Source organism: Kribbella swartbergensis (assembly GCF_054784135.1).
This window is the reverse complement of sequence record NZ_BAAGPM010000017.1, coordinates 1-17,002: the sequence shown is the minus strand read 5'-3', so window position 1 is coordinate 17,002 and position 17,002 is coordinate 1. Positions and strand designations below refer to the sequence as shown.

The window sequence follows — 17,002 nt, the reverse complement described above, 5'->3', positions numbered from 1 at the left end:
GCTCAACTGTCTGCCGGTCGTCCTGTCCGGCACCTGGGCGTGAATTCCCCGCTGACCAGGCGATTCCCCGACCCGTCCGGGAACCCGATCCCGAGACGCCGGGACACTTCCGGGCGCACACTTCCGGTATGACCTCAGCCGTGGCCGAGCACGGACCCACCCGTCGCGGGTTGGCGGGCGGGCTCGGCGGGTTCGCCGCGGCGGAGGTGATCACGGCGGTCGTCCTGTCCGTGGCCCTGGGCTGGAACTGGGAGATCCTGGTCGAGGCGTTCGTGCTCACGAACGGGCTGATGGGCCTGACCTTCGGCCTGTGCGGCGCGGTGATCGCCTGGCATCGCCCCGGCAACCCGATCGGGTGGCTGTTCATCGCCGACGGCATCGGTCACGCCACCACCGCGGTGACGACGCCGATCAGCCAACTGCTGGCCGACGGAGACGCTCCGACGGTCGTTCAGCGCCTCGTCGTCACGCTCGCCATGTTCGCCTGGCCGTGGTCGATCGGCTTGTTCCTCCCGCTCGCGCTCCTGCTGTTCCCGACCGGCCGGTTGCTGTCGCCGCGCTGGCGCTGGGCCGCGATCGGCATCATCGCCACGTCGCCCCTGTTCGTCCTGGAGATGACCGGCGAAGGCACGGCACCCGGGGAGGACCTTCCGCCGGGCTACCTGGCCATTTCGTCGTACGACGCGCTGCAGCCGCTGTGGACGATCACCGAACTCCGCAACCTGGTCGCCTTGCTGCTGGCCATCACCTGCCTGACGATCAGGTACCGCCGAGCGGACGAAATGGGCCGGCGGCAACTGCTCTGGTTGCTGCTGGCATCGGTCATCGTGATCCTGTTCGTGACGCCGTGGTCGTTCGTCGCCGGCACACCGGTCCTTGTTCTACTGGCGATTCCGTTGATCCCGGTCGCCGTCGCAGTGGCGATCGTGCGCCATCAGCTCCTCGACATCCGGTTGGTCGTGTCGCGCGCCCTGACCTGGGCCCTGCTGTCGTTGGTCGCCGTCGGCACCTATGCGGTGTTCGCGGCGATCCTGGGTTCGGTGATCTCGTCCCGCGTCGGCCGCTCCGCAGCGATCACGGTTCTGGTGGCTCTGGTCATCGCCCCGATCCTGCCGCGCCTGCAGCGACTCGTCGACCGCGCCCTGTACGGCGACCGCCGTGACCCGGCCCGGGTCGCCTCGCGCGTCGGCGAGCAGCTGTCCGCCGGTCTGCCCGGTGTCGTCGCCTCCATCCGCTCGGCGCTGCGATTCCCGTACGTCGCTCTCACGGTCGGCGACACGATCGTCGCCTCGGACGGTACGCCGCCGGCGAACGTCGTACCGCTGGAGCTCGAGTACGGCGGTGCCGTGGTCGGCTCCCTGAGAATCGGTCTACGGTCGGGCGAGTCCGAGCTGGCTTCGGCGGATCGCGGTGTGCTCGGGCTGGTCGCCGTACCGCTCGCCGTCGCTGTGCATGCGACCCGCCTGTCGGCCGAACTGCAGTCGTCCCGGGAGAAGCTCGTGTCGACCCGCGAGGAGGAACGCCGGCGCCTCCGCCGCGACATGCACGACGGTCTCGGTCCGACGCTGACCGGTATTGCGTTCACGGCCGACGCGGCCGCCAACCTGATCGCCACCGATGCCGAGCGAGCGCGCGAACTCCTCACCACGCTCCGCACCGACACCCGGATGGCGATTGCCGATGTACGACGTCTTGTCGACGACCTGCGACCGCCCGCACTGGACGAACTCGGCCTGGTCGGGGCGCTGCGGCAGCGAGCCGACCAGCTGTCGTTCCGCGCGGACGGGACCTCGATTCAGGTGGACGTCTCGGCGGACGGGCTGCCGCCGCTGCCGGCGGCGTTGGAGGTCGCGGCGTACCGGATCGCGACCGAGGCGCTCACGAATATCGTCAGACACTCGCACGCGACGAACGCCGTACTCGCGTTGCGCTGTGGCGACGACCTGGAGATCGAGGTGACCGACGACGGACCGCCGAACGGCGAGTGGCGTCCCGGCGTCGGGCTGCACGCGATGCGCGAGCGGGCCGCGGAACTGGGCGGCCGGTTCGAGGCCGGGCCGTCGGCGAGTGGAGGCGTCGTACGGGCGAGGTTCCCCTTGGAGCGCACATGATCCGGGTGGTGCTGGCCGATGATCATCCCGTCGTACGCGCCGGATTGTCGGCCCTGCTCGCGTCGCTGCCAGGTATCGAGGTCGTGGGGGTCGCCGCGACCGGGCGCGAGGCAGTTCGTGAAGTGATCACGACGCGGCCCGACGTCGCCGTACTGGATCTGCAGATGCCGGACCTCGACGGGTTCGCCGCGACCCGCGAACTGGCCCGGTCCGCGCCGGAGGTCGCCGTACTCGTGCTGACGATGTTCGAGGACGACGACTCGGTGTTCGCGGCGATGCGCGCCGGCGCTCGCGGCTACTTGGTCAAAGGCGCCGAGCAGGACGAGATCGCCCGAGCCATCCGCGCGGTCGCCGCCGGCGAGGCGATCTTCGGCCCCGGCGTCGCCCGCCGCATGCTGAGCTTCTTCTCCGCGCCGCCGCGGGCGGCCGACCCGTTCCCCGAACTCACCACCCGGGAACGCGAAATCCTCGACCTGCTCGCCGCCGGCCTCCCCAACGCCGCCATCGCCAACCGCCTCGACCTCGCCGCCAAAACCGTCGCGAACAACGTCTCCACCATCTTCACCAAACTAGGCATCGCCGACCGCTCCACCGCCATAATCCAGGCCCGCAACGCCGGCCTGGGCAACCCCGAGCCCGGATGATCCAGCACCCCTGAGCGACTCAGACGTAGATCGATCGCGTACTGATGAAGCCGATCTCTTGGATTACGCCTCGACGCCATACTCACGAAGTCTGCTGCGGGCGTGCTCGACGAGTTCGTCGGTGAAGAGCTCCCTGAACTTCTCCTCGAGCACGAGACTCTCCACTGTCAGATCGAGTCGGCCCTTGAGATACAGCTGGGTGAACCCCTCCGAAGGCTGCCTGCTTCCGACCAGCCGACGCGCCGTCTCGACCCCGCCGTGTTCGCTCAGCATGCGTAAGAAGTAGGTCGCGTTGTAGCCGGCCTCAGACTTGGCGCGCTCATAGATCTGCAGCATCCGTCGGTCGAATTCCTTGGCGACGCTCATCGTCCGCGACTCCCCACCAGCTCACCCCTGAGCAACAGATATCACCCTGCCCTATCGCGTGACGCGCTGTCATCGGCTCGGGCGATTCATCCGCCGGTCAGGTGATCGCGCGGAGGTAGCGGTTGCCGAGGGTTTGTAGGTGTTGGACGAGTTCGGGTGGGGCGTCGACGTGGAAGTCGAGGCCTAGCATGCCGATGTAGACGGCGACGACCTCGAGGGAGTCCGCGCCGGTGACGAGGACGCTGGTGGTGTCGTCGACGGACTCGACCACGCCGACGGCGGCGTGGATCCGGGACAGGACCTCCTGCGCCGGCGCGAACACGGTGATGCGGGCATGCACCTTCCAGCCGGTCGTCGCGACGTCCCGCAGTACGAAGTCCGTGTAGTCGTCACCCGGCATCGGCCGCGGCCGGTAGCGACGGCCCGTTGCCATCCGCAACGACATCCAGTCGACCCGATAGGTGCGCCAGGCGCCGGACTCGTCCCGCGCGACCAGGTACCAGTACCGCTGCCAGCTCACCAACCGGTACGGCTCCACCAGGTTCGGCAGGTCCGATCCGGTCCCCGAACCCGGGCCTCGGATCGGCCCATCCGTCGGGATCTCGTAGTCGAACCGGAGGTAGTGCTCGTCCCGGATACAGGCCGCGATCGCGGTCAGTACGGCGGGATCGATCTCCGGATCCTGCACGTTGGAACCGGTGTTGTCCGGGCCCTTCTCCATCGTGCTGTGGATCGCGTTCACCTGCCGCCGGAGCCGATGCGGCAGCACCTGCTCCAGCTTCGTCAATGCCCGCGCACTGCTCTCCGCCATCCCGGCCACGCCTGCACCGGTCCGCAGCCCGACAGCGACGGCAACCGCCTCCTCGTCGTCCAGCAGCAGCGGCGGCAGCTTGGCACCGACCCCCAACTGGTAATGCCCGGCCGGCCCACGCGTCGCGTCGACCGGATAGCCGAGCTCGCGCAGCCGGTCGATGTCGTTGCGGATGGTCCGGGTGGTGACCTCGAGCCGCTCGGCCAACTCGGCGCCGGTCCAGGCCGGCCTGGTCTGCAGCAACGCCAGCAACGACAGCAACCGCGACGAGGTCTCCAGCACATTCGTCTCCTAAATAGGAATTTAATGTTCCTATACGGATTCTACGGTGAAGCCATGACCACGAACGAGAGCATCCGGCCCTTCACCGTCGACATCGCCCAGGCCGACCTGGACGATCTGCTCGCCCGCCTCGCGCGGACGCGGCTGCCCGAGCCGGCTCCCGGCGACGACTGGGACTACGGCACCCCGAACCACTACCTCCGCGAGATGGTCGACCACTGGCAGAACGGCTTCGACTGGCGGGCCCAGGAAGCGCGGATGAACGAGTTCCCGCACTACCTGACCGAGATCGACGGCCAGACCGTCCACTTCCTCCACGTGCCGTCGGCGGTCGAGGACGCGACACCGCTGCTGCTCATCCACACCTACCCGGGGTCGTTCGTCGACTTCCTCGACATGATCGGCCCGCTGACCGACCCGGTCGCGTACGGCGGCTCCGCCGAGGACGCCTTCTCGGTCGTCGTACCGTCCATCCCCGGCTTCGGGTTCAGTACGCCGCTGGTCGACCGCGGCTGGACCATGGCCCGGGTGGCCCGCACGTTCGACACGTTGATGCGGCGGCTCGGCTACACGTCGTACGGCGCTCACGGCTCCGACGCCGGCGCGATGATCTCCCGGGAACTCGGCCTGCTGAACCCCGAAGGGTTCCTCGGGCTGCACGTGCTGCAACTGTTCTCGTTCCCGTCCGGCGACCCGGCCGAGTTCGAGAAGTTCACGCCGGCGGACTACGCGGCGCTGGAGCACCTGCAGTGGTTCCAGTCGGTCGGCGGATACAACCAGATCAACGCGACCCGCCCGCAGACAGTTGCCGTCGGCATCTCCGACTCACCGGTCGGGCAACTCGCCTGGAACGAACTGTTCAACAGCTTCGGCAACGGCACCAGCCTGGTCACCCGCGACCAGATCCTCACCGAGGTGTCGCTGTACTGGTTCACGAACAGCTCCGCCGCGGCCGGCCGCTACCACTACGAGGAAGCCCACGCCGGCACCGAGCCCGCGCAGAACCACGCCCCGACGGGTGTCGCCGTCTTCGCCGACGACTTCAAGACGATCCGCCCGCTGGCCGAACGCGACAACACCAACATCGTCCACTGGTCGACATTCGACAAAGGCGGTCACTACGCCTCCCTCGAACGCCCGGACGACCTGACCGCCGACCTCCGCACGTTCTTCGCAACCTCGAGGTAACCCTTGCGGTCCCCAACGGAGAAGAGCCCGGGCTGCCACGGCGGCCCGGGCGGCGTTTCGGACACAGCGTGCTGACGACCTATCTACGTCAGGGTGAGACCGGTGGGGGTGACCTGGACCGGCAGAGGGTCGCTGATGGCACCCACGAAGCCGTCCGGGCTCTCGTTGTGAAAGGCGAGCAGCACCCAGGTGCCATCCACGTCCGGGACCAGGCGGCCGACGTACAGGGAGTCGTCGGTGAGCGGCGTCGCCTTGCTGATGTCGAACGGACCGGTCGGGCTGTCCGCGGCGACCGACCAGATGCCGCCACCGACCGCGGAATCCCTTCGCCACGACGCCAGCTCACCGCGGAGGCAGTTGAACAGCAGCACGACCTGGCCGTCGATCTCCTCGACCTGAAAGACCTCGAGCTGACCGAAGCCGGCCCCGGGCTCGCTCAGCGGCGGCTGCACCTCCCAGTGCAGCAGGTCGGCAGACCGTGCATGACCGACCACGCCGCGGTCGTCGGCGGGCCCGTGGCCGGCCCGCGCGGTGATCAGCATGTGCCAGCCGTCTCCGTCCGGGTCCGGATACACCCAGGGGTCCCGCCACGCCTCGTCGAACCACGTTGTCCCGTCGTACTTCTCGTACCAGCGCGGATCGGCCGCGACGATCGGGTTGCCGTCGTACTTGTGCCAGGTGACGAGGTCGTCGGAGGTCGCCAGCCCGATCGTCTGGATCTGGTCGCTGGCCCCCGTGTAGAACATGTACCACCGGCCGTCAGGCCCGCGTACGACGGAACCCGTCCAGGTGGCCGTTTCGTCGAAGTCCCCGGCCTCGCCGCGCACCAACGCATCGGGCAGTCGCGTCCAGTTCCGCAGATCGTCCGACACCGCATGCCCGATCGACGCGCGGCCGTGGCGCCGCGCGGGGTCGTGCAGTGCGCGCGAGGCGTACAGGAAGAACAGGTGGTACTCGTCGCCGTCGCGCGCCAGCCAGAAGTCCCACACCCACGAGTCGGGCAGTTCGAGCATCAGCCCTTCACCCCCGAGGCCGCGATGCTGCCGATGAAGGCGCGCTGGAACGCAACGAACAAGACGAGCACCGGCACGGTGATCATCGAGGCATAGGCCATGATCTGTCCCCACGAGACGTTGAGCTGGAAGAAGTACTGGATACCGACCATCACCGGGCGCAGGTCCTCGCTCTGCACCACCATCAACGGCCAGAGATAGGAGTTCCAGGCCGGCAGGAAGGTCAGGATCGCGACGGTCGCGACGGCCGGCCCGGACAGCGGCATCACCACCCGCCGGTAGATCCCGAACCAGCCGGCGCCGTCCATCCGGGCCGCCTCGTCGAGTTCGACCGGGATGCTGGTGAAGTACTGGTAGAACAGGTAGATCGAGAACGCGTTGGCCAGGAACGGCAGGATCTGCACGTGGTACGTGTCGAGCCAGCCCTCGGTCAACCGCAACTGGAATCCGTGCAGCTCCAGCCACGGCAGCTTGTTGACCCACCACACCAACGGCAGCGCGAAGGTCTCGAACGGCACGATCAACGTCGCGATGATGGCGGCCAGTACGACGCGACGCCCGGCCCAGCGCATTCTCGACAAGGCGAACGCGGCCATGCTGTTGATCAGGATGCCCAGGGCGACCGTCAGCAGCGAGATCAGCACCGAGTTGATCAGGAACCGTCCGGCCGGCACCCGTTCGAACACGCCACGATAGTTGTCCAGCGACAGCGAACCCACCGGCAGGATCGCTTTCAGCGAGGTCAGATCCGCGAAGATCTGTGCGTCGGGCTTTAACGACGAGATCACCATGAACACGATCGGGAACGCGAACACCACGACCAGCAGTGCCCGTCCCACCTGCAACAACGATGTCCTCATGTCAGTCCTTCTCCCGGGTCAGGAAGCGCTGTACGCCGGACACCGCCAGCACCAGTACGAAGAAGACGAGTGAGACCGCCGCCGCGTAACCGGTCGACTGTTGCTCGTAGCCCGTTCGCACAGCCATGAAGACGACTGTCGTCGTACGGTCCAGTGGTCCGCCCTGCGTCATCACGCTGATCTGCGTGAACAGGCTGAACGCCGCGATCGTGATGGTGATCAGGATGAAGGTCCGGGTCGCCCGCAGTCCCGGCCAGGTGATGTTGGCGAAGGTCTTCCACCCCGACGCGCCGTCCAGCGCCGCCGCCTCGTACAGGTCTCGCGGGATCGTCTGCAGTCCCGCCAGCCAGACGATCATGTGGAACCCGACCGCCTGCCAGATCGACATCACCATGATCGCCGGCATGGCCGTGTCCGGGTTGTTCAGCCAGTCGGTCCCCTGCCAGTGGCCGAACGAGACCGCCGAGAGGAGGTGGTTCAGCAGTCCGTCCGGTTGGTAGATGAACCGCCAGAGCAGTGAGATGACGACCATCGAGGTGACGACCGGGGCGAAGTACACGGTGCGGAAGAAGTTCGTTCCACGGACCTTCGCGTTGACCAGCAACGCCAGGATCAGCGCGAGCCCGGCCTGGACGGGCACCACGACGACAGCGAAGTACGCCGTGTTCCGCAACGACGCCCAGAAGAGGCTGTCGCCGAACAGCGTGAGGAAGTTGTCGGCGCCGACGAAGCGGGCCGGCCGCGGCGAGATGAGCCGTGCGTTGGTGAAGGCGAGCCCGAACGCCAGGGCGACGGGGACGAGGAAGAAGACGATCAGCAGGACGACGGCCGGCGAGGCCATCGCGACGCCGATCAGCGTTTCGCGCGATCGCGCCGTACGGGCCCGTACCCGCCGGGCGACCAGTTGTCCGGTTGCGGTGGCGTACATGTCAGAACTCGTAGTTGCCGTTGGACTTGATGTTGTTGTCGATGTCGGCCGCCGCCTTGTCGAGGATCTTCTGCGGGTCGCCGCCGGCCAGGATGTCCGACGTGGCCTTCTGGAAGGTCGACGAGATGTACGGGTACGCCGGAGTCACCGGGCGGACGACGGCGTACTTCTGCGACAGCTCGAGGAAGAACCGGTACTTGCCGCCGGGGGCGAAGTTCGGCACCTGGGCCGCGGCGTCGGTGTTGGCCGGGATCAGGCCGAGCGCGTTCGCGTACTCGACGTAGTACTCCGGCTTGGCCGAGAACTTCAGGTACTCCAGCGCTCCCTCCTTGGCCGCGCAGGACGACGACATCCCCCACTGCCAGGACGCGCCGCCGATCTTCGGACCGTTGCCGAAGTCCGGCGGCGGCAGGAAGACCACGTCGGCGCCGAACTTCTTCGTCACCGTGTCGGCCGCCCAGCTGCCGTTCCACATGATCGCGGACTTGCCGTTCACGAAGTCGACGGTCGAGTCCTTGCCCGACTTCTGCTGGGCATAACCCTTGGTGATGAGACCGCGGAACCAGGTCGCCCACTCGAGCGCCTTCGGGCCGTTCAGCACGCCGGTCGCGCTCTGGTAGGTCTCGCGGTTCACCAGGTCTCCCCCGAAACTCTGCAGCAGCGGCGAGTAGGCGTACGGAATCCATTCGCCCGTACCCGCCGTACCCATGTCGAGCGGGTAGGCGAACTTTCCGCCGGCCTTGATCTTCGCCACGGCCGCGTCGAACTCGTCACCGGTCCACGGCTGGTCGAGCGTGGGGATGCGGATGCCGTACTGCGTGAGGACCGACTTGCGCGCGATCATGCTCATGGCGACGTCGTAGTGGCCGAACGAGTACACCTTGTCGTCGACCTTGCCCAAGGTGCTCGGCAACTGCTTGTCGAAGAACCCGGCGGGCATGTCGAGCGGTTGCAGATAGCCGGCCCACGCCCAGTTCGGGACGTTCGGGCCGTCGATGTCCATGACACAGGGCAACTTCTTCGCCGACGCCGCGGCCGTGACCGCGTCGTTGTACGACGCCTGCGGGAACGACTGCAGCTTCACCTTGTACTTGTTCTGGCTCGCGTTGAAGGCGTCGACCACCTTCTTGTTGACGGCGAGCTCGGTCGCGTTGCCGCCGTTGTGGGTCCACAGCTCGAGGGTGGTGACGCCACCCTCGTTTGTCGCTCCGCTGTCCGAGGAGCCCGACGAGCACCCGGTCAAGGCGACGGCCGCCGCGGTCAGCAGGGCGACCAGCTTCGGTGTGGTTGACATGGTCAGTTTCCCTTCGTTCTTGGGCTTTTCGGGCATGGCCCGGCTGCCCGTACTGCGGTGTGCAGCGGGATGTCGTGGGGTAGTCGCCGGCCGGGCGACCTAGTTGTGGGTTGGGCGAGTCGCGGTCAGGCGACCGAGTTGCGGGGCACCAGCGGGCACCTCAGTACGGCGTGGTCCGTGCGCGCTTGTCCTTCGATCTGGGCGATCAGTGTCTCGACGGCCCACGCGCCCATCTCGTAGTGCGGCAGCGCGACCGTGGTGAGTCCGGGCCGGACTCCTTCGGCGATGAGTTCCTGGTTGTCGAACCCGACCACCGACAGATCCTCCGGGATCCGCAGACCGAGCTCAGCCGCGGCGTGGTACGCCCCCATGGCCATCCGGTCGTTGAAGCAGAACAGTGCGGTCGGCCTGTCGGTTGCCGACAGCAACCTCCGGGCGGCCTGCAGCCCGCCCTCGGTGTCGGACCGTTCCTCGACCACCAACCGCTGGTCGAAGGCCAGGCCCGCGTCGTGCAACGCGGCCCGGTAACCCTCCAGGCGGCCGCGCGTCGCCGGAATGTCGTCGACATTGTTGAGGAAGCCGATCCGGGAGTGCCCGTGGCGGATCAGCTCCTCGGTCGCCGTACGTCCACCGCCGACCTCGTCCGGGACCACGGACGGCACCGATGCGTCGTTCGACCGCGCGTCCAGCAGAACCGTGGGGATGCCGCCGATCGCCTCGGGCAGCACGACCTCACGGTGGTACATGGTCGCGTACAAGAACCCGTCGACCTGCCGCTGCCGCAGCGCCTGGATCTCAGCCGCCTCGAACTCGCTGTCCAACCCGGTGTTGACCAGCATCAACAGCCAACCGGCCTTCGACGCCGCCTCCTGTGCCCCGAGGATCATCCGGCCGGCGTACGGCGTCGTCGCGATCTCGTCGCTGATCAGGGCCAGCATCTGCGACCGCTGGAGGCGCAGGTTGCGGGCCACGTTGTTCGGCGCGTACCCGAGCTCCTCGGCGGCTTGTTTCACCCGCGCCCGGGTCGCTTCGGTGATGCGCTTGCCCGGCACCTCGTTCAGGACGTGCGACACCGTGGTGACCGACACCCCCGCGTGCGCCGCCACATCCTTGATCGAGACCTTGCGCTGCGACATCGTCTTGCCCAATCGTTTTTCCAACTGTGGCGACTACTGTCGCGCGCGCATCATCCGGTGTCAAGACCGTGTGCCAAATCGTTTTTTCAGCGGTTGTGCCCGCTCAGCTTCCGCGGTAGGTCGAGTAGGCGAACGGGCCGAGCAACAGCGGGATGTGCAGGCGCGCCGCCGGGTCGACCACGGTGAAGGCGATGATGACCTGTGGAAAGAAGCACGTCTGACCGGTCTTCGCGAAGTACGCCGCGGCCTCGAAGACCAACCGGTGATCGCCGGTCCGCCCGAGCGCCGGCCCGAGTTCACCGACTCGGCCGTCCGCGTCGGTGCTTCCGGAACCGAGCACGGTGAACGGATCGATCTCCTCGAGGATGACGGTCACGCCCTCCGCGGGCCGGCCGGTCACAACGTCCAGCACATGAGTACTGATCACTTGGCAACCACCTTCCTAGCGCTGCCGACCGCCTGATGTTCCGGTGCCCGGTTGCGCGCCGGCGCATGCCCGGCGGGTGTCAGCGCACCGCTGGTTGGGCACTGGCCGGGCATGAGTGTTGTGGCGATTACCGGTGGCAGCGCCGGCATCGGACGGGCTTGTGCGCAGCTGTTCGCGGAGCGTGGGTACGACGTCGGCCTGATCGCGCGGGGTGCCGACGGGCTGGCGGGAGCTGTTGCCGACGTGGAACGGGCCGGTGCGCGGGCCGTCGCCGTACCGGTCGATGTGAGCGATGCGGACGCCTTGGAGAAGGCCGCCCAGTCGATCGAGGATGAGCTCGGGCCGATCGATGTGTGGGTCAACAATGCGATGGCGACCGTGTACGGGCCCTTCCTGGACATCTCCCCCGAGGAGTACAAGCGGGTGACCGAGGTGACCTACCTCGGGTTCGTGAACGGCACGCGGGCTGCGTTGCACCGGATGACTCCGCGCGATCGCGGCGTCGTCGTACAGGTCGGGTCGTCGCTGGCGTACCGCGGGATCCCGCTGCAGTCGGCGTACTGCGGCGCCAAGCACGCGATCCAGGGGTTCACCGACTCGGTCCGCTGCGAGTTGCTGCACGATCGGAGCGCCGTCCGGCTGGTCGAGGTGCAGATGCCGGCGGTGAACACGCCGCAGTTCCGCATCCAGCGGTCGAAGTTGCGTCGCGAGACGCAACCGGTGCCACCGATCTACCAGCCCGAACTGGCCGCCGAAGCGATCTGGCACGCGGCCCACCATCGGCGGCGGCAGGTCTGGGTCGGCTTCCCGACCGTGTACACGATCCTCGGCGACCGGCTGGCCGGCCCCCTCATGGACGCCTTCCTCGGCCGGACCGGGTACGAGAGCCAGCAACTCGACGACCAGCGCCCCGACCGCCCCGACAACCTCTACGAACCAGTCCCCGGCGACCACGGCGCCCACGGCTCCTTCGACGACAAGGCCGAAACCCACAGCCGCCAGATCCAGCTCACCCTGTCCCGCCCAGCCACCCTCCTGGCCGAACGCCTCGACACCACCGCCACAGCCCTAGGCCACGCCCTAGCCCGCCTAACCCAACGAAAACAACCCCGCCCGACCCCGTCGCCCTCCCCATCCCCAGAGGACACCCCGGTCCCCGGCTAACGGCCCCTCCGGCACCTGCCCCCGGTCAACGGTCCCCGCCGAGAACACCTCGGGCGCCCCGCTCTCCTGGCGATCGGCCCGGCCTCCTGCCTGGGGTCGATGTCGGGTGCGGACCAGTCCCCATCTCGGCTGCGACATAGGCGATAGGGCGCGTGCGACATCGAACAATGAGTCGTCGGCGGCCTTCGAGGCTGAGGGGAGCGTTCGCGTGTGTCATCGAGCCTTGAGATCCTCGCCTACTCCGGTTGCAGGCGGCACGCTCTCCCTCAGCGAGCGGGTTGTCGCCACCGACAGCGCGGCGGCCAACGCCAGGGCAGCAGCGATCCAGGCGGTGGATTCCAACGAGAATCTGTGGATAGCGACGCCACCTACCAGCGCGCCGAGTCCAATTGAGAGGTTCCACACTCCCACCCACAGCGAGGTTGCGGCTTCGACGGCTGTGGGCGCTGCTTTGATCATCCAGGTTTGCATGCTGACCGACAGCCCGCCGAAGAACAGACCCCACAGGAGGAGCAGCAGCACACCTGAGGCCGGCTGGAGGCCGACCGCTGGGAGGAGACCCAGTGCGACGGTGATCACCGCGAGGATGGAAAGCACCACTGCAGGAACGCCGCGCCCCAGCAGTGCCCCGGCTGCGAAGTTTCCTCCCAGGCCGAGGAGGCCGTAGACCAAGAGAATCGGACCGACCGCTGAAGCAGACAGGCCCGCGATGTCGCGAAGGATCGGACCGACGAAGGTGAACGCGGCAAAGTGTCCCGTGACGGAAAGCAAGGTCGCGATGAGCCCGAGTGCCACGCCCTGGTTCCTGAGCTGACTGGCCAGTACCTGTGGGCGGACCGGGGCTTGCGCTGACAACGGAGGCACCAACACGATCAACCACACCAGAGCGACGAGCGCGGCCGCCCCGAGCGCGGCGAACGCCAACCGCCACCCGAGGTTCGTTCCCAGGATCGTCCCGAGCGGGACGCCGAGCACGTTGGCTGCGGCGACGCCGGCGAAGATGATCGAGGTCGCCTTGGGCACTTTCGCCGCCGACACCAGGCGAACGGCGATGCCGCCCGCGATCGCCCAGAACCCGCCGATCGCGACACCGACGAAGACGCGCGACATCAGGAGAACCTCGAACGTCGGAGCCAACCACGAAGCCGCGTTCGCGGCGGTCATGAGGACCATCAACGCGACCAGAAGGACCCGGCGGTCCAACGTCCCGACCACCAGCGGCACCAGCAGCGCTGCGATACCTGCGACGATGCTGGGGACGGTGACGCTCAGCCCGGCAGTTCCTTCCGTGACACCCAAGTCAGGGCTGATCTGGATCAACAGCCCGATCGGCAATTGCTCCGCGACAACCAGGACAAACACGCCGAACATCGCCGCCCAGGCCGCGCCCCAGCGTTCGCCGCCGCTCCCTCGCGCGCTCTGGGTCGGCCTCTCAGCTACGACGCCACCGCCGAAGCCATCGTCGCTGTGCACTCCAGCCACTGTGTGTCCCTCTCTCTCGTTCGGGAGCGATCGCTCCCGAACGAGACGCTAGCATTGGGAGCACCCGCTCCACAATGCAGGGAGGATCAATGGCCAGGCCGCGCGGATTTGACGAGGAGACAGCCGTCCACCGGGCAACCGATGTCTTCTGGCGCAAGGGCTTCCACGCCACCAGCACGCGCGACCTGGGTGAGGCGCTCGAACTCAACCCGAGCAGCCTCTACCGCACTTTCGGTGACAAGCGCCGACTCTTCCTGCGCGCCCTCGATCACTATCAGGCAACGGAAAGTGCCGAGGGATGTCAGCGGTTCCGAGACGCCGACCCGACCACGGACGCGTTGACTGACGCCGTCGCAACGGTGGCGCTGGGGAGCGATGCCCAGACGGCTGATCCAGCAGGGTGTTTCGTTGTCAACACCGCCGCAGAACTGGGCGGCACAGACCCGGAAATCGCTCGACGGACCGAAACTGCGTTCAATCTCACCCGAACCGGGCTACGAGACCTACTCACCCGGATGCGCGAAAGCGGAGAGATCTCGGTCGGGGCAGATCTCGACGAGCTCACCGACCTCCTCTTCACCCTGGTGCTCGGGTGGAGACTTCGCGCCCGGGCGGGGCACGACCCAAGAGACATCCGGTGCTCCATCGAGTACGCGATCACCCTCCTCGGCCGAAGGACCGCCGAGCGGGAGGGCGTTCGCCCAAACGCTACCGCTGACCTGCCCCGGTAGCACCCAACAACCCACGCTCATACGAATCTGCGCCGCCGGCGATGGGCGCCTGACACGTCAACAACCTCTTGGCCAGCAACACCTAGTCGGCGGTCGTCGAGGGAAACGCATGCACCGCCGGCTCGTTCCCAGCTAGTGGTTGCGGTCGAGGAAAGCCTTCAGCGCCTGCTCGTCGCACGACGGCTTGTCCACCTCGATCGACTGGTCCTCCAACGTCAGCCGCACCCGCCCCGGCCCATGACGCCGGCAAATCCAGTCCCGCAGTACGGCGACCAACGCCTCAACCCGCCCAGTCAGCGCAACCGCCGTCGCCGGCTCGTCCCCGATCCCCGCCTGAGTCATGAACTCCTGCTCAGCCAGTTCCTTCCGCAACTGCCGAACAGCCTTCAGCACCTTCCCCTGGTCAACCCCATCCCCCACCACCCGAACCTCAACCCACCGCCCTTCACCCATCCCCCCAGGCTACTCACGCCAACCCCTGTGGATAACTCCCCACGCACCGACACGCCAACTCCTAACCTCGACCCATGGACCCCGAAACCCCCCAAGGGCGAAGCCATCCGGGTACCCCACCTCCAAGCCTCCAAGCACATACCACCGCCGCCGGCAACTGACCGACCCGCGACCTTGGATCCCGCTCGAACAAGGCCGGCGACCTGGGCCGGAACCTCGACGACCCAATCGACTCCGAACTCCCCAAATCACAGTGACTCCCCTGTGGATAACTCCCGATCGCGATCGCTCGTCGCTCCTAAGCTGTTGCTCATGGACCCCGAAACCGAGCACCTGCTCCCCACCGGCGAGCGCGTCTGGGTGCTGACCACCGCAGAAGCCTCAAAGCATTTGACCAACTTGCTGAAGCTGTTCCGCTCCGGTGAAACCGAGCCGCTCATCTTCGGCGACGCCGGGCAGCCCGAGGGCGTCGTCATTCCGTTCGAGGTTTGGCGCGCCCTCGAAGCCGAAGCCACCGACGAACAGGGCTTCGACTCCAGCTACTCGGTCCTCCGCCACCGTCTCGCGAACCCGCAGCCGTCGGTCCCTCTCGAGGACGTGGCCGACGAGCTCGGCCTGGACCTCAGCAAACCGGTCGACGACTCCGACCTGCCAAAGCGTCAATGACGCAGTACCGCGTCCTGGTTCGTCAGGAGGTTCGACAACAACTGGACGCACTCAAGCGTGCTGCTGCGACCCAGGCGCCTGGCGGCCTGCGCCGCCGCGAGCTTCAAGCCCTCACGATCGGCCTTCGTGCACTCGCGCACGGCCAGGAAGAGCTGTTCGACGCAAACGACTCGGCCGCACGAAGTATGACCTGAGCGACTGTGCGGAAATCAAGCTCGAGGTCATTCCGGAGGCTCGGGGCAACAACGAACTCGGCCCGTCACACCGCCTGCTCTACCGCGAGTTCGAGGCAGACGACGGCGGCCTGCCGTGGCGGGAGGTCGTCGCCTTCGAGCCTCGCAAGAACGACCGACCGTTCGAAGTCGCGGCAGCACGTCTCGGTCGGAGCCGCGGTGCGAGGCTCCAGACCCTCCACGCCATCGCTGCCACCTCAGACGCGGCCCCAATCCGCCAGCCCCTCCCACACGATCTCCGTCAGGCCATCGCCGCAGCCTCCGGAGTCGCGCACCCGTCCGGAGCCGTCAACCCACGTCAACCCACCCCAAGGCCACGCCTCGGCTCAGGGCGCGACGCTCCACCCGGTCGAGAGCCCTGACCCCGATCTAAACCGACCGCCGCCCGCACACTTCCGGCAGCAAGAAAACCGTGCTCACTGCGGCGGCCTGTGCGATCGGGCTGGCAGTCTCAGCACCACCAAGATCGCGACCGCGGGCCGAGGGGATGGAGCAGGACACCCGGGCATCAGCCCGTTCCTCTGCACCAACTGGGCAATCACCCCGCCGGCACGATTCGACTACTTCGTGAAGGCGATCCGGGGCACGACTTACTTCAACGCCTTCTCCGGAGCGAGATCCGGGTCGAAGCTCGACCATCACCACAACTGACCCCGTGGGGCATTGGGAGGGTCGAACGGCCCGCCCTGTGCTCAACTCAGCTTCCCTGCCGCCCGGTGGTATCGATCTCCGACCTCTTTCACCGCGGCCGCCAACTCGGGCGCGTCGAGCACCTCGAACTCCGCGTCCAGCAACCCCAGCCACAACGCCAACTGATGCGGATCATCCGACCCCATCTCCACGATGCACGCCGCCTCATCCACCACCTCAGGCTCGATCGGAATCGGCATCCGGTTCTGGACGTACTCCGCCGACGCGAACACCTTCACCCGAGCCCGGTACTGCCACGACGCCGTACCGACAGCTCGCCGTACGAACTCCGCCGCATCGCCCTCAGGCAACTCCCGAGGCGTGAACCGCGGCCCGTTCGGCGTCTTCAACCGCATCCGATCCACCCGAAACGTCCGCCACGCCTCCCGCCCGTTGTCCCAGGCAACCAAATACCACCGCCTCCCCCAAGCCACCAACCAATGCGGCTCCCCCACCCGCACCTCCCAAACCTCCCCCGCCCCCTGCCCCCGCCCCACCGCAGCCCCACCTTCCCGGCTCGCAC

The 17,002-nt window shown here is 67.4% G+C and carries 18 protein-coding genes; 7 read left to right on the top strand and 11 right to left on the bottom strand.

What is annotated here, in order from left to right; all coding sequences use genetic code 11:
* Positions 1–128: 128 nt before the first annotated feature.
* Entirely contained in the window at positions 129–2,111 is a 1,983-nt protein-coding gene (locus ACYVOK_RS11865; RefSeq protein WP_460662390.1) for a sensor histidine kinase, read from the top strand.
* Entirely contained in the window at positions 2,108–2,755 is a 648-nt protein-coding gene (locus tag ACYVOK_RS11860; protein WP_460662389.1) for a response regulator, read from the top strand. Before ACYVOK_RS11865 ends, ACYVOK_RS11860 begins: the two co-directional genes overlap by 4 nt.
* 63 nt (positions 2,756–2,818) lie before the next feature.
* Here ACYVOK_RS11860 and ACYVOK_RS11855 read toward each other — a convergent pair whose 3' ends face one another.
* Together ACYVOK_RS11855 and ACYVOK_RS11850 are read right to left on the bottom strand one after the other, a co-directional pair.
* On the bottom strand, positions 2,819–3,121 hold the full coding sequence (locus tag ACYVOK_RS11855; RefSeq protein ID WP_460662388.1) for a hypothetical protein: 303 nt from the start codon (positions 3,119–3,121) through the stop codon (positions 2,819–2,821).
* A 97-nt stretch (positions 3,122–3,218) separates the two neighbouring features.
* On the bottom strand, positions 3,219–4,214 hold the full coding sequence (locus tag ACYVOK_RS11850) for a helix-turn-helix transcriptional regulator (RefSeq protein WP_460662387.1): 996 nt from the start codon (positions 4,212–4,214) through the stop codon (positions 3,219–3,221).
* Between the two features lie 54 nt (positions 4,215–4,268).
* Here ACYVOK_RS11850 and ACYVOK_RS11845 point away from each other — a divergent pair, with 54 nt between their 5' ends.
* Positions 4,269–5,402 carry an epoxide hydrolase family protein gene (locus ACYVOK_RS11845; protein WP_460662386.1) on the top strand — a complete coding sequence of 378 codons (1,134 nt, stop codon included), beginning with the start codon at positions 4,269–4,271 and terminating at the stop codon, positions 5,400–5,402.
* 83 nt (positions 5,403–5,485) lie between these two features.
* Here ACYVOK_RS11845 and ACYVOK_RS11840 read toward each other — a convergent pair whose 3' ends face one another.
* From ACYVOK_RS11840 to uraH, 6 genes are all read right to left on the bottom strand, one after another.
* Complete coding sequence (locus tag ACYVOK_RS11840) at positions 5,486–6,415, bottom strand: hypothetical protein (protein ID WP_460662385.1); 930 nt, start codon at positions 6,413–6,415, stop codon at positions 5,486–5,488.
* Positions 6,415–7,275 carry a carbohydrate ABC transporter permease gene (locus ACYVOK_RS11835; RefSeq protein WP_460662384.1) on the bottom strand — a complete coding sequence of 287 codons (861 nt, stop codon included), beginning with the start codon at positions 7,273–7,275 and terminating at the stop codon, positions 6,415–6,417. The genes ACYVOK_RS11840 and ACYVOK_RS11835 overlap by 1 nt, the downstream gene beginning before the upstream one ends.
* A gap of 1 nt (position 7,276) precedes the next feature.
* A complete protein-coding gene (locus ACYVOK_RS11830) occupies positions 7,277–8,203 on the bottom strand; it encodes a carbohydrate ABC transporter permease (protein ID WP_460662383.1) in 927 nt (308 codons plus the stop codon).
* Between the two features lies 1 nt (position 8,204).
* On the bottom strand, positions 8,205–9,497 hold the full coding sequence (locus ACYVOK_RS11825) for an ABC transporter substrate-binding protein (RefSeq protein WP_460662382.1): 1,293 nt from the start codon (positions 9,495–9,497) through the stop codon (positions 8,205–8,207).
* Positions 9,498–9,622: 125 nt separating this feature from the next.
* On the bottom strand, positions 9,623–10,657 hold the full coding sequence (locus ACYVOK_RS11820) for a LacI family DNA-binding transcriptional regulator (protein ID WP_460662381.1): 1,035 nt from the start codon (positions 10,655–10,657) through the stop codon (positions 9,623–9,625).
* Positions 10,658–10,736: 79 nt separating this feature from the next.
* Positions 10,737–11,060, bottom strand: a complete 324-nt coding sequence (gene uraH / locus ACYVOK_RS11815) for a hydroxyisourate hydrolase (RefSeq protein ID WP_460662380.1) — start codon at positions 11,058–11,060, stop codon at positions 10,737–10,739.
* A gap of 111 nt (positions 11,061–11,171) precedes the next feature.
* Between uraH and ACYVOK_RS11810 the strand changes: the two genes are divergently transcribed.
* On the top strand, positions 11,172–12,224 hold the full coding sequence (locus tag ACYVOK_RS11810; RefSeq protein ID WP_460662379.1) for an SDR family oxidoreductase: 1,053 nt from the start codon (positions 11,172–11,174) through the stop codon (positions 12,222–12,224).
* A 213-nt stretch (positions 12,225–12,437) separates the two neighbouring features.
* On the opposite strand, the gene ACYVOK_RS11805 is transcribed toward ACYVOK_RS11810, so the two are convergent.
* Entirely contained in the window at positions 12,438–13,697 is a 1,260-nt protein-coding gene (locus ACYVOK_RS11805) for an MFS transporter (protein ID WP_460662378.1), read from the bottom strand.
* Between the two features lie 98 nt (positions 13,698–13,795).
* On the opposite strand from ACYVOK_RS11805, the gene ACYVOK_RS11800 reads away from it, so the two are divergent.
* Positions 13,796–14,437 carry a TetR/AcrR family transcriptional regulator gene (locus ACYVOK_RS11800; RefSeq protein WP_460662377.1) on the top strand — a complete coding sequence of 214 codons (642 nt, stop codon included), beginning with the start codon at positions 13,796–13,798 and terminating at the stop codon, positions 14,435–14,437.
* A 132-nt stretch (positions 14,438–14,569) separates the two neighbouring features.
* Here the strand turns inward: ACYVOK_RS11800 and ACYVOK_RS11795 are convergent, their stop codons facing one another.
* Positions 14,570–14,857: a hypothetical protein gene (locus ACYVOK_RS11795; protein WP_460662376.1), complete on the bottom strand. Its 288-nt coding sequence runs from the start codon at positions 14,855–14,857 to the stop codon at positions 14,570–14,572.
* 345 nt (positions 14,858–15,202) lie between these two features.
* Here ACYVOK_RS11795 and ACYVOK_RS11790 point away from each other — a divergent pair, with 345 nt between their 5' ends.
* The gene (locus ACYVOK_RS11790) at positions 15,203–15,556 is read left to right on the top strand and encodes a hypothetical protein (protein ID WP_460662375.1); all 354 of its coding nucleotides are present in this window, start codon (positions 15,203–15,205) and stop codon (positions 15,554–15,556) included.
* The gene (locus ACYVOK_RS11785) at positions 15,553–15,750 is read left to right on the top strand and encodes a hypothetical protein (protein WP_460662374.1); all 198 of its coding nucleotides are present in this window, start codon (positions 15,553–15,555) and stop codon (positions 15,748–15,750) included. Before ACYVOK_RS11790 ends, ACYVOK_RS11785 begins: the two co-directional genes overlap by 4 nt.
* Positions 15,751–16,481: 731 nt before the next feature.
* Here ACYVOK_RS11785 and ACYVOK_RS11780 read toward each other — a convergent pair.
* Positions 16,482–16,835 (bottom strand): WCX domain-containing protein, encoded by a 354-nt coding sequence (locus ACYVOK_RS11780; RefSeq protein ID WP_460663065.1) that lies wholly within the window; start codon positions 16,833–16,835, stop codon positions 16,482–16,484.
* Positions 16,836–17,002 lie beyond the last annotated feature (167 nt).

Coding starts and splice junctions, on each gene's coding strand:
- ACYVOK_RS11865 (WP_460662390.1), top strand. CDS start 129: ATGACCTCAGCCGTGGCCGAGCACGGACCCACCCGTCGCGGGTTGGCG.
- ACYVOK_RS11860 (WP_460662389.1), top strand. CDS start 2,108: ATGATCCGGGTGGTGCTGGCCGATGATCATCCCGTCGTACGCGCCGGA.
- ACYVOK_RS11855 (WP_460662388.1), bottom strand. CDS start 3,121: ATGAGCGTCGCCAAGGAATTCGACCGACGGATGCTGCAGATCTATGAG.
- ACYVOK_RS11845 (WP_460662386.1), top strand. CDS start 4,269: ATGACCACGAACGAGAGCATCCGGCCCTTCACCGTCGACATCGCCCAG.
- ACYVOK_RS11840 (WP_460662385.1), bottom strand. CDS start 6,415: ATGCTCGAACTGCCCGACTCGTGGGTGTGGGACTTCTGGCTGGCGCGC.
- ACYVOK_RS11835 (WP_460662384.1), bottom strand. CDS start 7,275: ATGAGGACATCGTTGTTGCAGGTGGGACGGGCACTGCTGGTCGTGGTG.
- ACYVOK_RS11830 (WP_460662383.1), bottom strand. CDS start 8,203: ATGTACGCCACCGCAACCGGACAACTGGTCGCCCGGCGGGTACGGGCC.
- ACYVOK_RS11825 (WP_460662382.1), bottom strand. CDS start 9,497: ATGTCAACCACACCGAAGCTGGTCGCCCTGCTGACCGCGGCGGCCGTC.
- ACYVOK_RS11810 (WP_460662379.1), top strand. CDS start 11,172: ATGAGTGTTGTGGCGATTACCGGTGGCAGCGCCGGCATCGGACGGGCT.
- ACYVOK_RS11800 (WP_460662377.1), top strand. CDS start 13,796: ATGGCCAGGCCGCGCGGATTTGACGAGGAGACAGCCGTCCACCGGGCA.
- ACYVOK_RS11790 (WP_460662375.1), top strand. CDS start 15,203: ATGGACCCCGAAACCGAGCACCTGCTCCCCACCGGCGAGCGCGTCTGG.
- ACYVOK_RS11785 (WP_460662374.1), top strand. CDS start 15,553: ATGACGCAGTACCGCGTCCTGGTTCGTCAGGAGGTTCGACAACAACTG.
- ACYVOK_RS11780 (WP_460663065.1), bottom strand. CDS start 16,835: ATGCGGTTGAAGACGCCGAACGGGCCGCGGTTCACGCCTCGGGAGTTG.